The sequence below is a fragment of the Prevotella sp. genome (assembly GCF_051059605.1).
In the GTDB taxonomy this organism is placed as follows: Bacteria; Bacteroidota; Bacteroidia; order Bacteroidales; family Bacteroidaceae; genus Prevotella.
In genome coordinates this window covers 118,958-139,832 of the sequence record NZ_CP050883.1, presented here as the reverse complement: position 1 = coordinate 139,832, position 20,875 = coordinate 118,958, and the positions used below count along the sequence as shown (strand labels likewise).

At 35.5% G+C, this 20,875-nt stretch carries 16 protein-coding genes; 7 read left to right on the top strand and 9 right to left on the bottom strand.

Annotated features, from left to right (window positions below; translation table 11 throughout):
• Positions 1-143: 143 nt before the first annotated feature.
• Genes HEQ28_RS00545 through HEQ28_RS00535 form a run of 3 tightly spaced genes read right to left on the bottom strand, consistent with a single transcriptional unit; the run spans position 144 to position 1,746 of the window.
• On the bottom strand, positions 144-503 hold the full coding sequence (locus tag HEQ28_RS00545) for a DUF5056 domain-containing protein (protein WP_434503254.1): 360 nt from the start codon (positions 501-503) through the stop codon (positions 144-146).
• A complete protein-coding gene (locus HEQ28_RS00540) occupies positions 496-1,035 on the bottom strand; it encodes an RNA polymerase sigma factor (protein WP_207153529.1) in 540 nt (179 codons plus the stop codon). Before HEQ28_RS00540 ends, HEQ28_RS00545 begins: the two co-directional genes overlap by 8 nt.
• Before the next feature lie 30 nt (positions 1,036-1,065).
• The gene (locus tag HEQ28_RS00535; protein WP_434503253.1) at positions 1,066-1,746 is read right to left on the bottom strand and encodes a DUF6249 domain-containing protein; all 681 of its coding nucleotides are present in this window, start codon (positions 1,744-1,746) and stop codon (positions 1,066-1,068) included.
• Between the two features lie 105 nt (positions 1,747-1,851).
• On the opposite strand from HEQ28_RS00535, the gene HEQ28_RS00530 reads away from it, so the two are divergent.
• The gene (locus HEQ28_RS00530; RefSeq protein WP_434503252.1) at positions 1,852-3,120 is read left to right on the top strand and encodes a methyltransferase RsmF C-terminal domain-like protein; all 1,269 of its coding nucleotides are present in this window, start codon (positions 1,852-1,854) and stop codon (positions 3,118-3,120) included.
• Positions 3,117-3,596, top strand: a complete 480-nt coding sequence (locus HEQ28_RS00525) for a dihydrofolate reductase (protein ID WP_434503251.1) — start codon at positions 3,117-3,119, stop codon at positions 3,594-3,596. The genes HEQ28_RS00530 and HEQ28_RS00525 overlap by 4 nt, the downstream gene beginning before the upstream one ends.
• Before the next feature lie 4 nt (positions 3,597-3,600).
• On the opposite strand, the gene HEQ28_RS00520 is transcribed toward HEQ28_RS00525, so the two are convergent.
• The 3 genes from HEQ28_RS00520 to HEQ28_RS00510 form a co-directional block, all read right to left on the bottom strand.
• Positions 3,601-4,107, bottom strand: a complete 507-nt coding sequence (locus HEQ28_RS00520) for an Lrp/AsnC family transcriptional regulator (protein ID WP_434503250.1) — start codon at positions 4,105-4,107, stop codon at positions 3,601-3,603.
• A 518-nt stretch (positions 4,108-4,625) separates the two neighbouring features.
• A complete protein-coding gene (locus HEQ28_RS00515; protein WP_434504401.1) occupies positions 4,626-5,405 on the bottom strand; it encodes a TatD family hydrolase in 780 nt (259 codons plus the stop codon).
• 5 nt (positions 5,406-5,410) lie between these two features.
• Positions 5,411-6,382 (bottom strand): polyprenyl synthetase family protein, encoded by a 972-nt coding sequence (locus tag HEQ28_RS00510; protein ID WP_434503249.1) that lies wholly within the window; start codon positions 6,380-6,382, stop codon positions 5,411-5,413.
• 361 nt (positions 6,383-6,743) lie between these two features.
• On the opposite strand from HEQ28_RS00510, the gene porQ reads away from it, so the two are divergent.
• Positions 6,744-7,691, top strand: a complete 948-nt coding sequence (gene porQ / locus HEQ28_RS00505; RefSeq protein ID WP_434503248.1) for a type IX secretion system protein PorQ — start codon at positions 6,744-6,746, stop codon at positions 7,689-7,691.
• The gene (gene cmk, locus HEQ28_RS00500) at positions 7,688-8,386 is read left to right on the top strand and encodes a (d)CMP kinase (protein WP_434503247.1); all 699 of its coding nucleotides are present in this window, start codon (positions 7,688-7,690) and stop codon (positions 8,384-8,386) included. Before porQ ends, cmk begins: the two co-directional genes overlap by 4 nt.
• Before the next feature lie 298 nt (positions 8,387-8,684).
• Here cmk and HEQ28_RS00495 read toward each other — a convergent pair whose 3' ends face one another.
• From HEQ28_RS00495 to HEQ28_RS00485, 3 genes are read right to left on the bottom strand one after another with little or no spacing between them, the layout of a single operon-like run.
• Positions 8,685-9,563 carry a 4-hydroxy-3-methylbut-2-enyl diphosphate reductase gene (locus HEQ28_RS00495; protein WP_434503246.1) on the bottom strand — a complete coding sequence of 293 codons (879 nt, stop codon included), beginning with the start codon at positions 9,561-9,563 and terminating at the stop codon, positions 8,685-8,687.
• A 5-nt stretch (positions 9,564-9,568) separates the two neighbouring features.
• Positions 9,569-10,633 (bottom strand): DUF1573 domain-containing protein, encoded by a 1,065-nt coding sequence (locus HEQ28_RS00490; RefSeq protein ID WP_434503245.1) that lies wholly within the window; start codon positions 10,631-10,633, stop codon positions 9,569-9,571.
• A complete protein-coding gene (locus HEQ28_RS00485) occupies positions 10,623-15,956 on the bottom strand; it encodes an alpha-2-macroglobulin family protein (RefSeq protein ID WP_434503244.1) in 5,334 nt (1,777 codons plus the stop codon). Before HEQ28_RS00485 ends, HEQ28_RS00490 begins: the two co-directional genes overlap by 11 nt.
• A gap of 591 nt (positions 15,957-16,547) precedes the next feature.
• On the opposite strand from HEQ28_RS00485, the gene HEQ28_RS00480 reads away from it, so the two are divergent.
• From HEQ28_RS00480 to HEQ28_RS00470, 3 genes are all read left to right on the top strand, one after another.
• Complete coding sequence (locus HEQ28_RS00480; RefSeq protein WP_434503243.1) at positions 16,548-18,602, top strand: LTA synthase family protein; 2,055 nt, start codon at positions 16,548-16,550, stop codon at positions 18,600-18,602.
• A 440-nt stretch (positions 18,603-19,042) separates the two neighbouring features.
• On the top strand, positions 19,043-20,167 hold the full coding sequence (locus tag HEQ28_RS00475) for a DEAD/DEAH box helicase (RefSeq protein ID WP_434503242.1): 1,125 nt from the start codon (positions 19,043-19,045) through the stop codon (positions 20,165-20,167).
• Between the two features lie 30 nt (positions 20,168-20,197).
• Entirely contained in the window at positions 20,198-20,638 is a 441-nt protein-coding gene (locus HEQ28_RS00470) for a cold-shock protein (protein ID WP_434503241.1), read from the top strand.
• The last annotated feature ends 237 nt before the right edge of the window (positions 20,639-20,875 follow it).

Genomic DNA, 20,875 nt, shown 5'->3' with positions numbered 1-20,875 from the left:
AATTAAGATATTTGATAAAATGGCAAAAACTATATATCAAAAAAGGAAACAATAACCTCATAAGATTTCATAACTATCAGGTAAAAACTTTATAACGCTAATACATAAAAGTATCAACGTTATAAAGTTTTATTTAATTCAATTTAAACTATATGGCGCTCACGCATGATTACATTATATGCTGCAACAAGCGTGACTGTAACAATGCCTATATAAATAAGTATTGGAGTGAGATCACCGAATTTGAATGACACCGCAGCTCCTGAAACATCGCCAAATATATTGAGTATCGCTAGCTTTATAACATCAAATCCATTACGAATAAAGAAATATATAACTATTGCGATAGCACAAACTGCTGTCCAAAGGGTATTTATCCACTCATTATGCTTTGGCAAGTTATGCATTACCCTATTAGAAAAGCCATCATCAGGGATGTCTCCTATTCTATTATTCTCAAAGAACTTCGCTAGGAGTTCGTCGTCTATATTATTATCAATCATATCCATTCTGTTTTAGATAATTCGTCAATTTCTGTTTTCCTCTCGACAAGTGACTTTTCACAGTGCCTTGATTCATACCAGTGATTTCAGCAATTTTATCAATGCTTTGCCCCTCTATTAACTGCAACGAAACACAGGAACGTTCTTTGTCCGAAAGTATTTGCATTGCATCTTTAAGGTCCATTTTTAAATTGCTGTCACCATTCTCAGAGTTTCGGCTTGCAACAGCCGGTACACCATCTATATCATCAGTTATCTTATTGCGGCGAAAATAGTCATAGAGAGTATTATAAGCTATTCTATATAGCCATGTAGAGAAGCTGGACAATCCTTGGAATTTAGTTATGTTGGTATAAGCCTTAACGAATGTGTCTTGCGCGAGATCATCACTTAATTGCTGATCTCCACGAGTCTGAGTAAGAAAGAAACGACGTATAGGAGACTGGTATTTCACAACAAGCTTATCAAAAGCCTTTCTGTTGTGAAACACAGCCACCTGCGTAACGAGAGATATATCGTCTAATTCTTTCACTTTAAGTAATTTATGGTTATAGTAAAGCGATTAATCCTTTAAATCAGCATCTGAATTATTATCAGAATCATTATGCTTATTTGGTGAAGTACGTGCTATAAACATCTGTCCAAGGCCCATACATAATACCAGTGCACCAACACCAATGATTGAATCTGCATCAATAAACCAGAAAAGTATCATAAGTCCTAATCCAATAGAAGCATTTTTGATACCACGCTGCCACTGCTCCTCACTTGTGTAAATTTTGGTTGGCTTAATAGTATTAGGAATTGGCTGTCCTGTTTCCATCGCCTTTTCTGCCAGTTTAACGCTATCGTTATGTCGCTTTATCAAGTATCTTATCACTAATATCACAACGATTAATGGAGCTAGAAATATCAATGCACCAAGGAGTAATATCAATACTACTACAAAGAAGCCTCCAACGCCCAAAGCTCCTCCTATTGCCTTAAAAAACCAATTACTACCATCAATGTCATAATCATGATCATAACTTTTAGCAGGTGAACTTGTATAAGTTGTATCATCAGCCGCCTGATTATAATTTGATGTTGTATCAGAGAAAGCCTCAACTCCTTGATTTTTAGCAGAATCAGGCTTTGTTGCTACAGCCTCTGTGCGAGGTGTGTGACGATGCAAACGTACTCCAGCTTGCATAGATGTACTAAGCGAAAGGGCAACTGTCAATGCCATTAAAATCTGTTTCATAATATATATTTTTTTATTATTTCTGAATGTTAGACGAAACGTTTTATAATTTAGTTGCAAAGGAACAATTTTTTTTTTAAATTTGCACTATATATATAATAAAGTATGAATCTCCCAAAAGAATTTACCGATTATACACGCCAGCTTATGGGCAAAGAACTATATGCTACTTTTGAAAAAGGCATGATGGAAGAACCTCCTGTAAGCATACGCATCAACCCATTTAAGACAGACATAAACAATATAAATATTCCGCTGAAAGATGAAAGCATTGAATGGTGTGAATATGGAATGTATTTAAATAAACGCCCTAACTTTACTTTTGACCCACTGCTTCATGCAGGACTTTATTACGTGCAGGAGGCATCATCAATGTTTGTATATCACGTAGTGAAACAAGTAGTGAAGAGTCCTGTGCTTATGCTCGACTTATGTGCTGCTCCTGGAGGAAAGACCACATGTGCTATGTCGGCTTTGCCGAAAGGAAGCAAGATGTTCAGCAACGAACCAATAAGACAACGCTCACAGATTCTTAACGAAAACATTCAGAAATTCGGCATTACCGATATATGTGTAACTAATAACTACGCAAAGGATTACAATAAAAGCAAACTGATGTTTGACGTAATTCTTACTGATGTACCATGTTCGGGCGAGGGTATGTTTAGAAAAGACGAAGGTGCTATAAACGAATGGAGTACTAATAATGTTCAGACCTGCCAAAGACTACAACGAGAAATCGTAAGTGATATATGGGACAACCTAAAACCAGGAGGAATACTGATATATTCGACTTGCACTTTTAATGCTCATGAAGACGAGGAGAATGTTGCTTGGATAGCAGAAAATCTTGGAGCTGACTTCATTAGCATAGACACAAAAAAGGAATGGAACATTACCGGAAGTCTTATAGACAACAATCCTGTGTATCGCTTCATTCCTGGTAAAACTCGCGGAGAGGGTATTTTCATGGCAGTGTTGAGAAAACATGGAGACTATGATGGTAGAATGTCTGCGAGTAGCATTGACGCAAAAGCACTAAAGCCTTTAAATATATTATATAATGGTGTACCAGCTGACACAATAAAGGGTAAACAGGCTATTCCTGATCATTCTAAAGCTATATCTACAACAGGAAATAAAGATAAATATCCTGAAGTGGAGATTGACTACAAAAATGCTATAGCCTATTTAAGAAAAGAAGCTATAACTCTTGACAACAATGCACCTAAAGGTATTGTACTGCTCACATACAAAAAACATCCGATTGGATTTGCAAAGAATATCGGTAACAGAGCCAACAACCTTTATCCACAGGAATGGAGAATAAAGAGTTCACATATTCCAGAAGAAAACACAACCATTATTGAATGACAATATCCATAATAGCAGCAATAGCAACAAACAATGCCATCGGGTATAAGAACAAACTCTTATACCAAATTAATGATGACATGAAAAAATTTAGATCCATAACAATAGGGCATACCGTGATTATGGGAAGAAATACTTTTGAGTCGTTACCGTTTGGAGCATTGCCCAACAGGAGAAATATTATTATTACCAATAGCAAGAAATATATTGATGGATGCGAATGTATAAAATCTATCAACAAAGCTATTGACGCATGCAGAAATGAAGAAGAGGTGTTCATCATTGGTGGCGGTATGATATATAATGAGGCTATTAATATTGCCGACAAACTATATATCACCGAAGTTGATGACTGTCCTAAAAATGCCGATACTTTTTTTCCTGATTATAGCAAATGGAAATGTATTTCGTGTGAAGAACACAAAAAAAGCGAATGCAATGATTATGCATTCGCCTTCAAAATATTTATAAAATAAAATTTTAATCTGTAACAACATCGTCATTTTCATCCTCATCTTCTACAGGATTGTCGAGAATTGGAAGTTGACGATCTATTGAAACGTTGAATGAGATTATTGTCTCACTGCGTGACAAGCCCAATGGCTGCAACTTATCATGGATAATTTCCATCAGATGTTGATTGTTTCTAGCATACATCTTAATAAAAAGGTCCATACCACCAGTTGTAGCATGGCATTCTATTACCTCAGGAATCTTCCTCAAGGCAGCAACAACGATATCATGCTTCTCTGGTTCCTTAAGATACAGTGCTACATAAGCACAAGTCTCGTAACCAATTTTTTCAGGATCGATGATAAACTGAGAACCTTTAAGCACACCAAGTGCTGTTAGTTTTTGAATACGCTGATGAATGGCAGCACCGCTAACATTGCACGCACGTGCGACTTCCAAAAAAGGAACTCTAGCATCCTCTGAAACTAGACGAAGAATTTTCTTGTCAAGTGAATCTAAATTGTGATGTGACATATTATATATTAATTTGGTCACAAAGTTAGTATAAATGTTTGACTTTTGCAACAAATTAATAACATTTGTATTAAACTGTAATTCTTTTTAAGAATAACATTTATTTTGTTTAAACTAACGAATAGTTAATTTTATAGGCTTTCGTCTGACGTAATGTTTGTTTTATATCAGTTATCACACTCACTTTGGTATTTCTATACGCTTTTTTTGATACACTCTTCAATTACATTTATTCTGTTAACATTTTGTTTTTTCGTCAAAAACTTAATAAACAGCTTCGGAAGAAGTCACAAAAACATAACATTAAATTGGATGTACAAGGCATGAATAACTCTTTCAACTGTTGAAGATTTTTCACACGTTGGTTCATCTAAACTATTGCCAAAGAACTCTGTTTTCAACAATTTATGAGAACATAACTTCTAGGCAACACTATCAATCGTATCAATATCTGTTGGGGGGATGAAAGATAAATTAAAGCAAAAAGTTACAATATTTTTTATACTTGCTACAATAATTTATATCTTGGGGAATACTCTTCTCACGTTATTTTCTGTTATTTCGGCTACAGTTTCTTCTGAAACCCCATATACTTCTGCCAACTTTTCCAGAACCTGTTTTACGTAAGAACTCTCATTGCGCTCTCCACGATGTGGAACAGGTGCCATATAAGGACTATCTGTTTCAAGTACAATACGTTCTAGCGGAACTACAGCTGGAAGATCTTCTCTTAGATGACTGCTTTTAAATGTAAGCACACCTCCTACCCCAAGTACAAACTTATCGAATTGCAACAACTGTTCAGCCTCTTTTTGATTGCCAGTGAAACAATGAAATACGCCACCTGGCAAATCATTTTCATACTTTTTCAGTATCGTCACCATCTCGTTCTGTCCTTTTCGGCAATGAATCATCAATGGTAACTGCGTTTCTACCGCCCATTTAACTTGTTCTTCAAAAGCTATCAGTTGTTCTTTTTCAAACTCACGGCTCCAGTAATAGTCCAATCCAACTTCACCAATAGCAATAAAATCAGAATTTGAATCTAATATTTTTCTCATTTCATGAAGCACGCTTTCCCAATCAGCTTTCACTTCTTCAGGATGCAATCCTATCATTGGATAGGCATAACCCGGATAGTTATGACATAATTTCACTACTGAATCAACACTCTTCAAATCAATTGCAGGAATGAGCACTCTTGCCACACCAGCATCCTTAGCACGCTGGACGACATCAGGGAGATCATTAACAAACTCCTCTCCATCTAAATGAGTATGTGTATCAGTAAAAGAAATCATTATTAATATTTACGTTTCATCATCTTTTGTGCATAGAGTGCCAATTCAGCCTTTCTTGAACTCTCAACATTTACTGCGTCGAGATATCTACGACTCTGCTCAAAATAATATTCTATCTTTTTCTGCGCCAACTTGTCTATACCAATTTCATTATACAACCTTGTAACCGACGCAATCTTTTCATCTCTGTCAAAATCTTCTGCTCCAATCAATGAGTCAAGTTCTTTTCGCTGAATATCATTAGCCATATTGAAGGCATTGATAAGCATATATGTCTTTTTGTTACTGGTAATATCTCCACCTATCTTCTTTCCAAACACCTTCGCATCTCCATACACATCAAGATAGTCATCCTGAAGTTGGAATGCAAGTCCGATAAGTTCACCGAATTTATATAGATTTTCCTGATCTTCTTTTGGTGCATCAGCAAGGATTCCACCAATTTTCATGGCGCAAGCTAACAATACGCTAGTTTTGAGACGAATCATTTCAATATATTCGTCTTCAGTAACATCGTTACGAGTTTCAAAATCCATATCATATTGCTGTCCTTCACCGATTTCCAAAGCTGTTTCAGTGAACACGTTTAATACGTCCTTAAGATACTTGCCACCACATTTAGTCATACGTTCATAGGCAAGCACCAACATTGAATCACCACTAAGAATAGCAGTATTGGGATCCCATTTTTTGTGGACCGTGGTTTTTCCTCTGCGCACGTCGGCGTTATCCATAAGGTCATCATGCAAGAGTGTATAGTTATGATATGTCTCTAAAGCACATGCCGGCATTAGAATACTTTCAGGATCATCTTTATAAAGATTATATGCCAACAGCATAAGCATTGGACGTATACGCTTACCACCCATAGACAATACATATTTTATGGGATCATACAAGCCATTAGGCTTTCTGTCATATTTAAGGTTTTCTAAAAACTCATTAACCTTAACTAAAATCTCGTCTGCGGTCATATTATAATTTAAAGTTTATCGGTATAGCAGACATTATACTACAATGTCTGTCTTTTCCTATTCCGAGTTTACATTCATGCATCATTACGTATAATGACTCATTCCGTTAAGAATTTAATCATCATTGCTATATCAGAAAGGCGTGAAAGGTATTCAAAGCCAAATAAATCATAGCAAAAACAGTATTCATCCAAGCTGGAAATTAGTAGCCAACTTGTTTTCTATATCAGCACTATGCGTTTTCTTTATTACCACTTTTTAGAAAATATATCTTTTCAAATAGCGTTATAACTTTGTGACGCAAAAGTAATGCTTATATTTGGAAAAAGCATTATCTTTGCCAAATAATTAGGAAAAATAAATGAAAAAAACGGCATGTGCACTTATTATGAGCCTTTTTTGTGTTTCGGCAATATCACAGGAAAGTCAGACAGGATACAACTTTCTGCGTCTTCCAGCAAGTGCTCATGCTGCTGCTTTAGGTGGTGACAATATCACGATAATTGAAGACGACGAATCAATGATTTTCAATAATCCTGCTTTATTATCAAGTGTCAGCGACAAGACAATCAACCTAAACTATATGAACTATATGCAAGGTGCCAACACTGCAAGCGCAGCTTTCAACAGAATAGTGAAGGAACGTGCATCTTGGGCTGTTTCTGCACAGTATATTGATTACGGTTCGATGAAGGAAGTTGATGAAAATAATGTTCAGAATGGTGATTTCACCGCAAAGGACATTTCTCTTGGAGCTTATTTTTCATATCTCCTTACAGATAGATTAGCAGGCGGAATCACGGCAAAGTTTATCACGTCGTATATAGGTAACTACAATTCTATCGCTATGGGTGTAGACCTTGGCATCAACTATTATGATCCTGATTACGAATGGTCGTTGTCTCTTGTTGCCAAAAACCTTGGCGGACAACTCAAAGCATATAATGATGAATTTGAGAAAATGCCTTTTGACTTGCAGGCAGGAGTAAGCAAGAAGCTCACCAACACACCATTCAGGGTTTCAGCAACGATGGTTGATCTTACTAAATGGAATTATAAGTTTATAAATCACATTGTCGCCGGAGTTGACGTAATGTTATCACGAAATATTTGGGTTGGTGCAGGATACAACTTCAGACGTGCAAACGAAATGAATATTATGGATACAAACAATGAGGAAAGCAGCCACGGGGCTGGTTTTTCTTTAGGTGGAGGTATCAATCTAGAACGTTTCAAACTGAATATTGCTTACGGCAAATATCATATCAGTAGTAATTCATTAATAATAAATATAGCATACTCTTTATGAAGAAAATAACTATCGCTATTGACGGATTCTCATCTTGTGGTAAGAGTACCATGGCTAAGGATCTGGCTAGAAAAATAGGTTATGTATACGTCGACACCGGCGCAATGTATCGTTCTGTAACATTATTTGCCATGCGCAATAATCTTTTCAACGAAGATGGTTCTGTAAAGACAACAGAGTTGGAAAAAATGATGAACGATATTCAAATATCATTTGTATTTAATAATGAGACAGGGCGTCCTGATACATATCTTAATGGCGAACTTGTAGAGAAAGACATTCGCACTCTTGATGTAAGCAGTCATGTAAGTAATATTGCTGCAATACCTTTTGTCCGTAAGGCCATGGTGGCACAACAACAACGCATGGGTAAAGACAAAGGTCTGGTTATGGACGGTCGTGATATTGGTACGACTGTATTTCCAGAAGCAGAACTAAAGATTTTTGTTACAGCTTCATCTAAAGTTCGTGCGCAACGTAGATTTGACGAATTAAAAGAAAAAGGAATGCCTGCTGACTTCAATGACATATTAAAGAATGTAGAAGAGCGTGACTACATCGACAGTCATCGCGAGGTCAGTCCATTACGCAAAGCTGAAGATGCTATTGAGCTAGACAATAGCAATATGACTATTGCCGAACAAAGTGAGTGGCTAATGCAGAAATACACATTAGCTTGCGAAAAAGTCCAATAATGTATCAGCATAGGCAATTGACATAACACAATGAACTTTTTGCTGAAAGAATCAGCCTGTTCGTTGAACAAAATTTGGGATATAAAAAAATTATTATTATCTTTGTAATCAAAGAAAAGTATCAAGCGAGATACTAATAATAATTAAGTTTTTGTTTATGTTAATTTCGACGTACCAGAGCTTTTAGCTCTGGCACTTTGACGAAAAAAGCGTAATAGATTCAATTAAGATTATAAATTTTGAGTTAATTACTGTTTTAAAAGGGCATCTTTTCGTGAGAAAAGATGCTCTTCTTTTTTTATTTTACTTGTCTCCTTAATATATAGTCACGACATTCTTCCATCAACCATTTCGGAGTACTTGTAGCTCCACATATACCAACGGTTGAAACATCATCAAACCATGCCATATCTATTTCTTCAGGACTTTCTATCTGATGGCTGTTACTATTCACTATCTGACATTCCTTGAACAGAACTTTTCCATTTGAACTTTTCCTTCCTGCAACAAACAGCACAACATCATGCTTACCTGCAAAAAGAGCGATATTAGGCATTCTGTTTGCTACCTGACGACATATCGTATCAAAGCTCTTAAACGTAGCATTCTTTGATAAGTGTGTCTGGATATACTGAATTATATTATGAAATTCATCAAGACTCTTTGTTGTCTGTGAATAAAGATAGATATCTCGATTAAAATCCAACTTCTTAACATCATCAAACTTTTCGATAACAATAGCTTCACTATGAGTCTGCCCAACAAGTCCTAGCACCTCAGCATGTCCATTCTTACCAAATATAACAATCTGTCGGTTATCTGTAAATTTAACATCGTGATTTTCATATTGCTTTTTTATTCTTTTCTGTAGTTGCAGTACAACAGGACATGTAGCATCTATAATCTCGATATTATTACGTTTTGCCACTTCGTAAGTTTCTGGAGGTTCACCATGAGCCCTAAGCAATACCTTTACATTGTGCAACTCAGCCAACTGATCATGATTAATCGTTACTAAACCATGTTCATGAAGTCGCTTGACCTCCATGCCATTATGCACAATATCTCCAAGGCAATACAAAGTCTCACCATTCGCAAGTTCTTCCTCTGCCTTTTTTATTGCCGTAGTGACACCAAAGCAAAAGCCACTACCATTGTCTATCTCTATCTGAAGCATTTACTTTATTTTTTTACTTTAATCTCAATTGTCACCTTACTCATACTAGGATCATTGGTAATCATCAGAACACGAGGTTTACTTCTTATGTTTTTAATCTGTTCTGCATAAGCTGATATTTTCAGTTTGGCGCTCTCTCCTGGTTCTATTTTAGTCTTGTTTAAGGCAACTTCAAGTCCCATTGTGAACATCTGCAAATTTCTTATTTCCAATACAGACTTACCTGTATTTTTAATTTCAATCTCTCCTTTAAGTCTATTCTTTCCATTAAAGCTCCCCAAGTCCAATACGTCTGTTGACAGCTTTATTTTAGGAGCATCGGCAACTTCTTTAGCTGTAAGATTCTGGAAAGCAGGAAGTAACACGGAAGATACAGTAATCATCTTTTCGTCTGCAACTTTGTCACCTGGAGCAAATCCCAAATAGATATCAGTCTGGTTCAATCCAAAATCATGCAATTTTTTTGAGTCAAGAGACAACACAGCAACACCTGTGTGATGTGGAGCGATCTTTGCAGGAAACATTTCTACCTCAAGATAATTAGGTAAATGCATAAACACAGGCTCCGCTGTTTCTTCGGAAGTATTTAATATATAAATTTTTTGTTTAGGACCATCTCCGATATTCACATTGTCAAACTCCACATTATGTACATCTGTTTTAAGATCGCCTAATTTATAAGGGTACTCACCTGAGAAACTCCTCAATTCACTAACCACAACACCTTTTATAGTCAATATAACTGGCTTTTTGCTGCCATTACTATACACGCATAACATCTTTTGAAAGTGACCTAAAGTCTGAGCATCATACTCTGCTGAAACGACAAAATCTTTTCCTCCTCCAACAGTCTTAGGATAATCAGCAGTAGTACAACCACAAGATGCTTCAACATTCTCTATATGCAGAGAACGTAATCCCTTATTTTTTAATTTAAATTCTGCCTTAACAGGAACTCTATATAACACCTGACCAACGTTAATAACATCATTATCAACAGATATTTTCTGGGCATTTACATTTAATGCAGCCAACAGAAACATCGTACTTATAATTATTTTACTTTTCATCTTTAATATTTAATTTCATTGCCTTGTCACGCCCGCTGAACTCTGGGCTATATGTGCAACGTGCTGTACATATACCACTCATATATTCACCTTCACGATCTATGTAATATTCGGTCTCTACGACGTGAACACCTTTAGATAAACGATCAAAATAATAATTTGTTGTGTTATCACCTGGAGCATAATAGTATCCCCAACCATATCCACTTATTTGGTCTACCGGTTCCATACACGCAGCCCGTTTATCCTGAACATCAACAAAATCATAGTCACGGTTAGCTTTTATTGTGAGTCTAACTTTTATCTTATCGCCCACTTTCAGACTTCCGTTATCTTTTATAACAGCACCTGACGCATCAACAATTTCACGCTTTACAGAAAGTGACATAGAATTACTTTCAATGTCAGAAATTTTCTGGTCAAACTCTGCATATACACCACCCCAGCTGATATTAGATGATTTTTTTTCTGCTGTTAAAGTTCCGAAATGCTTACCTGTTATCTCTGCCTTAACAACATTTCTTCCAGTAGTAGGTTCAGTAACCTTTAGCATATCTCCATTAAGCTTAAGGACAGTATTATCGCCATATCCAGTAATACTTTCACGAGTTTCACCCTGAAAGAATGCATAAACAGCGTCAACGCAGTTTATTGGTGTATCCCAATTTTGTGTACGCTTACTCTGCAAAAGCCATCTCTGCATCTCTGCGATAGTCCGCTTGTCATTTGGTGAAACAAGTTTTAATGCTTCAATCGCAGCGACCTCTGTTGGAATCTGATAGTCAAACCATGAATATTCAGCTCTTCGGGTATCAAAGTAGCGCCCCATTTCATCTGTATAAACAGAATATTCTTTTATACTAGAGAGATATTGATTTGCAAGTTCCATGTTTCCACATTTTGCAAATATGACAGACATCATTGCCTTACCATATATCGTGAAAACATTGTCGCGCTTCTCAAGTAACTTCAAAAGATACTTACTGTTTGGATTATCCAGTCCTCTGTTTCGCAATGCACATATATATAAATATCTTAATGAAGTTTCATCTGGCAATAAGTTTTTAATTCCTTGTTTCTCAAGTTTCCTCAAATCAGCAACATTTTCTGCAACTCTATCAGATAGATATTTCATACTGCTATCTATCATACTGCTAGTTGCATTCTGTTCACCAATCATCACATTGAGGCGTTGCAACATTTCTGTTACGGCTACTGTCATGTAGAAACTTCCCTGCATACCGGGCCACCAGCTATAAGAACCATCACCGTTCTGCAACTGTCTCATTGCGAAAAGTGCATCTTCCTTATAGGTATTCAATAAGTTCAGCGAATCTGTATTACCCAGATTTTTCTGCAAATAGGCAGAAATACTATTGGTATAATACTTTGCTGCCAAACTCATTACATCTTTCACATTAGATTTAGCAACAGATGGCATTGTTTCAATCATCATCCATGCAGGATTGTTTGTATATGCCACAGTTAACTTATTGTTATTCTCTTTTACTGGGAACAACTTATCTATATCAAGTTTATATGTACCAGGTTCATTCTGACTAAAAGCAATGGTAGTAACAACATGTTCTTTATCAGAAAGTATCGGTAGATAGTGCTGTTCTGCATCACTGAAGTTCTTGCCTTCAATCGTCATTCTACAAATGACAGGAGACTTTATATCATTCATCTTAACTTCAGATGGAGATAACTTAAAGTTAACACTACTGCTACCATTAGGTTCTAATGTTACGGGCAACTGATTTTCCAACAAGACCCTTTCTGTTTCAGGGTCTATAATTGTCATATATGCCTTCGCAATCTGTCTTTTATCTGTGTTATTAATAATACGAGCAGCTATTATGGCATTATCACCCAATCTCACAAAACGAGGAACATTAGGCATTATCATCAAGTTTTTATTTGCCACAGCCTCAGCAGAAATCATTCCGCTGTTCATATTCTTGTCATGAGCGAGTCCCATAAACTTCCATGTAGTAACACTTTCAGGCAAAGTAAATGCTAATGTTATGTTTCCATTTTTATCCGTTTGAAGTGCTGGATAAAACAAAGCTGTCTCGTTTAGGTTATCTCGTACTTTATCATTCTTAGTCTTTATGTTTGATATATTTTTGCGTTGACTGGTTGATTTTGATTCAAATAGCGAAATTCCATTAGCTTTTGTAGCTATATCATACCTAATTGCAGTAACATTTCGGGTTTGCAATGCTTTTGGCCATTTGATATTGAGTGAACCCAGCCCTGAATAACCTGCATCAATATCATATAAATTTAATTCTATCAAATGCGTAAGATCTAAATCATTTTGATTCAAATATTTAATAGGCATCTCACCGTAAAGACTTCTATTTCCAAAGATTGTACCATCCCAAGAGAGTGATGCAACAAATTTATTTAAATTCACATCTAAATCCCATTCATGTGGATATATTGCGTCCAAGCTTATATCATACATTGTTGCCATCAGCTGTGCCTTTGCTGGTTTGCCTTTTTCATCTGTCACAGCCAGCGTCCATGTTTCCTTCTGTCCCGGAGTCAATCTATCACGGAATGTTGTCCATTTAAGATTGAGTTTTCGATCAGGAGATGACTTTTTTATCGCTGCTGAATGATGGAATATTATTCCATTTTTAACCCAAGCATAATCTATCGTTAATCCATCACCATATTCTTCTTTATATTTAAACGCACGGGTATAAACTTCATTAGCTGACATTTCTAAAGTTCCGCTATCTACAACTTTTTTTCCTGCGACAATTGAATACACAACATGCGCATGAGCATCTGATGTTCCCAACTGAATATAAACAGGTTTATCGTCATTTCTGAAATGATCATTGCTTATATAAAACCAATCACGTGTAGGTTCAATAAGTTTTTTATCCTTCATAGAGAAGACAATAAAGTTTGTCAAAATGGTATCACCATTACATATAGCCTCAAGCTTATGAGCACCGCTTTTTAAATTCATTGCCGTAATATCTGTCGCAACATTTGTCTTGGCTGTATATGGATTGCCATCAACTTTATAGTATACTTTTCCGTCTACTTTTTCTCCCGCTATATTACTATACTCAAAAGTTATTGTCTTCAAACTATCACGTTCTATACGCTGTGGTATATCAACAGTAAAGACTGTATTTCTGTCACCCAAAGGTATTGAGGTTTCAGCCTCGTGAGTTTCGCCACCGAGGTCAGTAACTTGAACATTGACTGCGTATGTATAATATCTTGCAGCATTACTTTTATTTACAGGCAGACTAAGCTTTACAGGAATTTCAAACTTTCCATTAATATCACTTTCAATGGTGTCTTTTACAATAATAACATCACTTTCAGGACTAAATCTCCACCACAATCTGTTCGGCCTTCGTGTAACTGAATATTTCACTTTTGCATTTTGAATCGGAACACCAGCATAGCTTTTAGCTGTACCAGTAAACTTAACAGTATCTCCACTATTATAAGCGGTGGTTAACTTATCAAAATTTACGTCAAAAGTAGGACGTTTATACTCCTCTACGTTGAAAGATACACTTCCATTTTTTGTTGTAAGACTATACTCTCCAGTACGTCCTGTCGTTGGAAGTTCAAACTTTGCCGAAGCACTACCATATTCATCTGTGACAACATTTAATTCTTTTACAACCTCATAATTTGAATCGTATAATTTTAGCGTAATATTCTCACCGCCATTCACGGATAATTTATCCTTATCATGGTCAGCAGAAAAAGCAATCGCATTAACATTGACTGTTTGTCCTGGGCGATACAAAGCTCTATCAGTGTACAAATTCACTACATCCGCATGTTTTGAATCTTCCCCATCATAATAGAAATACCTTGATCTAGTAGGAATTTCGGGACAAAACATATCTTGTTCCGTATAAACAAACATGTTTAAGTTACCTCTACTCTTATGGTTAAACATTGCTTCACCATGTTTGTCTGCAATCAGTGTTGTTAATATTTTATTTGTTTTTTTATTGCTTCTCCATAAATCTTCGGTGAGCTTTATTTTGGCTCCAGGAATAGGTTGTCCTGTCGTTGCACTTACTACAACGATTCTTAAATTATCATCAGGCAAACCTTCTGTAAGTGCATACATATCAGAAACATGCAGCAACATTCTTTCTGGTCTAATATATTTATTGTCTGTAGTAAACTCAACTAGATAAACACCCTTATCAAGTTTTGGCATCTTCATAGAATCACAGCTCACCTTATAATTAGGTATGCCTATATATTTATGCGTCACAGAAATCGCAGTTTCTCGCATAAGCATCCTTGCTATTTTGGAATAACCATCATTATTAGACACATCAATCTTCAAAGCCTCTTTTGTTTTAAGCTTTGTGACAGTCATTGTAATAGCAGCAACGTTAGTAATTTGTCGTATTTCTACAGTTCTTTCTGCATTTGGTGTTTGAACACCACCTCCTAAATCAACAAGATAACTAGGCAAAGTGAGCCGACTATATGCATTTCTTAGAACATTCATTCTTTTCCATTTTCCCCATTTGCTCAATGCATAATTGATATAATCAATCTTTTCCTCTGCTGTCGCATCAGTTGCCTTGTCCATATAGTTAAAATGTTCAATCGCCAACTCTCCAGCAACATCTAAATCTTGATAGACATTGAGTAAGGAATCTATTTTTGAGAGGTATGCCGATTTACACATTTCAGGGCAATCTTCGGTTATATCGCGTTTCGTCATATAATATGCACAAAGACACGCCGCACTTCTATTATTGTGATTCTGGTACCAATCATATAGTGTTTTATAGTCTTTTGCAGCAATTCCGATGACATGCAAAAGGTCATTATAGAAAATACGACTATCGCTCCCATCTATCATCATGGGTTCATAATTTTTAGCCTGTTCATTGGCCAACATTTCAGGATGTGCTAACGATTCCCTGAAATATTTTTTTGCTTCAACTAAAGAATCTTGATTTTCATACACTGTTCCAAGCACACTATAGTATATTGAAGCAATCGCTTTATTCGTTTTTTCTGCTCTTTTTGCTTTCTGCTTTAGACCTGCAATAACAACATCCAAAGAATCAGCAGAAATTTCTATTTTATTCCTGCACATTTCAAATTCAGCCTTAATGACTTCACCGTATTTTTTTTCTACAGTAGCCTTTGAAATAATTTTATTAAGCACAACAGATGCAGTCTGTGGATGACCATTATCAATATTATACAGATATTTTTTCCACAAAGATGTATAACTATCAGCTATAGTTACCAAAGGTATTAGTAATATTAATACAATTATTAAAAATGTCTTTTTCATACTTTCAGTTTTTTAGTCAAAATGAATCCAATGGCGAAAACTTGCTTGGAGACAACATTATAATGCAAAGATACAGTAAGATGAGAGAAGAACAAAATAAATAAGGAAGTTTTTATTCATTATTCATGAGGCATGCCTATTTTCATTTAAGATAAAACAAGAACGTTTATATAGTATATCATTCAAAGAAGTCTCCTACTAATTTAATTACTAATCATGTAATACCCTTTAATGCAAATACGACCAAAATATTTACTGATAATGAAACGCTTAGCTACCTAGAATGCTCTCACAAATGTCCAACAACAACAGCCTCTATATTTTATTATACTATTTACAAAAGCCAATAAAGAGTTTCGACATTTTTATACATAAATCACTTTGTTCCAAAGCAAACAAGACATAGTCAAACAGAACTATTAACATTTTTAAACGTAGAATTATGCAATTTCTGAAAGAAAACAATCAATTAATGAAAAATTATTTTAAACTTTGAAATAAAAAACCTATCTTTGCATAATAGATAAGAAATTATAATGAATTACTAGTATATATTACTACGTATTCGAATAAAATTATTATAATTGTTACATGAAAAATCTAAAACTTATAAGATCTGCATTTCTAAAAATTTCAGGTCTAATTATTCTACTGGGATTATTATTAAGAATAGTTCTGCTGTTTAACCCTACTACAGTTGTAAACTATTCGTTTATCGAATGGATACAAATTTTCATTCTTGGCGCTTTCAACGACCTATTTTTCGCCACCCTCAGCTTTTCCTTTTTCTGGGTTTTTCTGTTATTTTTCTCAAAAGATAAATATAACAAGCCTTGGACATTCATTATCTATGCATTGCTTGGAGTCACATTTATAGTATTGCAATTCTTCAATACTCCATTAAAGGAATTCAATGCCGCACTTACAAGAATAATCAGCTACCTTATATTATATAGAATAGTAAGCTATTCTATACGTTTGCTAATCCCGTCTATAAGAAATGTGTGGCGACAATACACATATTATGCAATATTCTTTATCTATGTATTACTAATTATAATCAACGCTTTTGCAGAATACTTTTTCTGGAGTGAATTTGGACTACGCTATAATTTCATAGCAGTTGATTATTTGGTATATACGAATGAGGTCATTGGAAATTTCTTTGAATCATATCCTATGATTCCACTTATATCAATAGTTGTATTAATTGCTGTTGTTGCATCAATATTCCTACTTCACGACATTAAGAAAGATTGTTTCAAGAATACGATGGCTATTCGCAACAAGATAATTATAACATTTGTTTATGGCATTCTATCGGTTGTATCATACGCACTTCTTTCTTTCAATTTTTCATTCCAACATAATACAAATAGTTTTGTCAATGAGTTGCAGGCTAACGGATGCGTAAAATTCTGTCAAGCATATTTTAACAACGACTTGTCATACAAGGACTTTTACACTAAAATTCCAAACAAAGAAGCCAACAAGATACTCGACTCCATGTATTGGAGAAAAGCTGATCATGTTCAGTATATACAATCAAAATTTCCTGAAGTTCACAAGAATATTGTACTCATCACCATTGAGAGTATGAGCGGCGATTTCCTTGAAAGATATGGCAACACAGAGAACCTCACGCCAAATCTTGACAAATTAATGAAACAGGGCATGTGTTTCGACAATCTATATGCTGTTGGCAATCGCACAGTTCGTGGACTCGAAGCTGTTACATTGTGTGTACCACCTAGTCCTGGAGAAAGTGTCATTAAACAAAAAAATAACGAAAATCTTTTCTCTACTGCCCATATATTGCATTCAAAGGGATATAATGTTGATTTCATATATGGTGGTGATAGCTACTTCGATAATATGAAAGAATTTTTCAGTGGAAACGGATTCAAAGTTATCGACCAATCTGATTTTAAGGATTACGAAAAGACATTTGGTACAGTTTGGGGTGTTTGTGATGAGGACTTATTCAACAAGTCTATAAAGGTATTGAATAACAATGCAAAAACGGGTAAGCCATTCTTCACTCATATCATGACAGTAAGTAATCATCGTCCATACTTATACCCTGATGGAAAGATAGATATACCATCATCTAAGAAATGTCGTGAAGGTGGTGTCAAGTATACAGATTACGCAATCGGCAAGTTCTTCGAAATGGCAAAGAAGCAACCTTGGTTTAAGAATACGATTTTCATTATCACAGCTGATCACTGCGCATCTAGTGCAGGAAGCATGGATATTCCTTTAAATGAATACCATATTCCAGGACTTATTTATGCACCAGATATAATAGCTCCATCGGTAAACGAAAAGCTTGTTTCTCAGATTGACTTGATGCCAACAGTATTTGGTATTTTGCATTTCAACTATGCGTCTCGCTTCTTCGGTCAGAACGTTCTATCGCCATTGTATCATCAACGTGCATTTGCGGCAACATACCAGAATCTTGGCTACGTTGAAAACAATAACATGATTGTTCTCAGTGCAGGGCACAAACAACAACAGTTTAAGTTATCACGCGATAAATACTCTTTGACTACAGGTGCTGAGCAACATACTGTTAACAACACATTGTTGCATAGAGCTATTGCCAACTATCAATGTGCCGGCAAAACTAAAGTGAAATAATTATTATCTATAGTTATGATATAAATCGTCATCACAACAAAATAGCTTTTTCAATATCAATAATATTTCAATATCCCAAGTCCTATAAATAAAGGACTTGGGATATTTTAATTCGATAATATATCTGAGTAAACGAATTCCTTGGTTAACAGAACCATAACATTTATTCGAATGTTTAGATTGTCTCGTAAACAAAAAGTAATATCAAATATTAGGTTTATCCAAATAATAATATTACCTTTGCAACCGAAATTGGTGTTTTAAGGTATCAAAACAATTATATGAGAATGTTTAAAAACCTTATTGCACATTATTGTTAAACGTAACTACTATTGTGCAGGGCTTTTAGTACCCTCTTCTCCCATCATAATACTTACGTACAATTACGGATAGAAAAATTATCTATTCGTAAGTAGTATTATATTATTAATAAAACATTTATGACATTTAAGGAATTAAATATATCAGAGCCGATATTAAAAGCTCTAACAGAAAAAAAATACGAAAATCCAACACCGATACAGGAAAAAGCTATACCAGTTGCACTAAAAAACAAAGACATTATCGGTATTGCACAAACAGGAACCGGAAAGACAGCAGCCTTCGCTATTCCAATTATACAACTGCTTACGGAAAAAGTAACAGATAACAAACACAATATAAAAGCTCTTATTCTCACTCCTACTCGTGAACTAGCTATACAAATTGACGACTGCTTCTCAGACTATGCAAAACATACATCACTGAGACACACAGTTATCTTTGGAGGAGTTAATCAGAATCCACAAGTGAGAAAAATTCAACAAGGAACAGACATTCTTATAGCCACACCAGGCAGACTGTTGGACCTTATTAATCAAGGTTTTATTCATCTTAACAATATAAAGCACTTTATTCTTGACGAGGCTGACCGCATGCTTGACATGGGTTTCATACACGACATAAAGCGTATATTGCCATTGTTACCAAAAGAGCGCCATACAATGTTGTTCTCAGCAACAATGCCATCATCTATAGCAGAACTTTCAAAAAAGATATTATACCAACCTACAAGGGTTGAAGTCGCACCTGTTTCATCGGTTGTTGACACTATAAAGCAAAGTCTGTATATGATTGAAAAGCCAGAAAAGAGCAGTCTATTGCTTAACTTGCTGAAACAAGAAGGTATAAAATCAACACTTGTCTTCTCACGAACAAAACACGGAGCTGATAAGATTGCAAAAATATTGAATAAGAATGGAATTCAATGTGATGCCATACACGGCAACAAGTCACAGAATGCACGCCAACGCGCACTTACGAATTTCAAAGCAGGCAAGACTCATGTGATTATAGCCACTGACATTGCCGCAAGAGGAATTGATATAGACAACCTGCAACTGGTTATTAACTACGACCTGCCTGATGTTGCCGAGACCTACGTACATCGTATAGGACGTACTGGGCGTGCGGGACATAACGGTTCGGCCATAACTTTCTGTTCGTCTGATGAGCGTGTCATGCTACGTGACATACAAAAACTTACAGGAAAAAAACTGAATGTCGTAGCAAAACAATCAGCCTAAGGCTTAATGATCTAAATTAAAATTATATTTATGGGAAGTTTTATCGGAAACAACAAAAGAGAAATTCAAAAACAGAAACAAAAAAAGAGACAAGAGAAGCAACACCGTAAGGATGAGCGCAAAGCTAACGGTGGCAATTCAATGGACGACATGATTGCCTATGTTGATGTCAACGGAAACATTGTGGATACTCCACCAGATTTGACAGAGAAGCAAGAGGATATTGATGTAAACTCAATAGAAATCGCTACGCCAAAGAAGGTTGAAGAAGATCCTACGATGAGAGGAGTTGTAGACTACTTTAATGATGACAAAGGTTACGGATTCATTAAAGACAAGAACAACGCTAATAAATACTTCTTCCATATCAGTAACGCACCTGAGGGAATAAAGACTGGCAATGCCGTGACTTTTGAACTGGAACAGGGAAAGAAGGATATGGTTGCCGTAAAGATTCAGTTTGATAAATAAGCCAACATAACTGCTGGTTAAAAGACATAAAGAATTTACCTACGAAACATATAAGACAAACATTTTTATTGTTTGCCTTATATGCTACGTAGGTTTTAATGTTTGGTCCAGCCGACAAATCGGTTGATGGATATAATGGTATGATATCTATCTATGTTATTCCTTAAATGTTTTTCATTTTACGCAAAGAGTGAAGGAAATCATGGAAAAAACGTCAATAAAATCAAGGTAATTAAA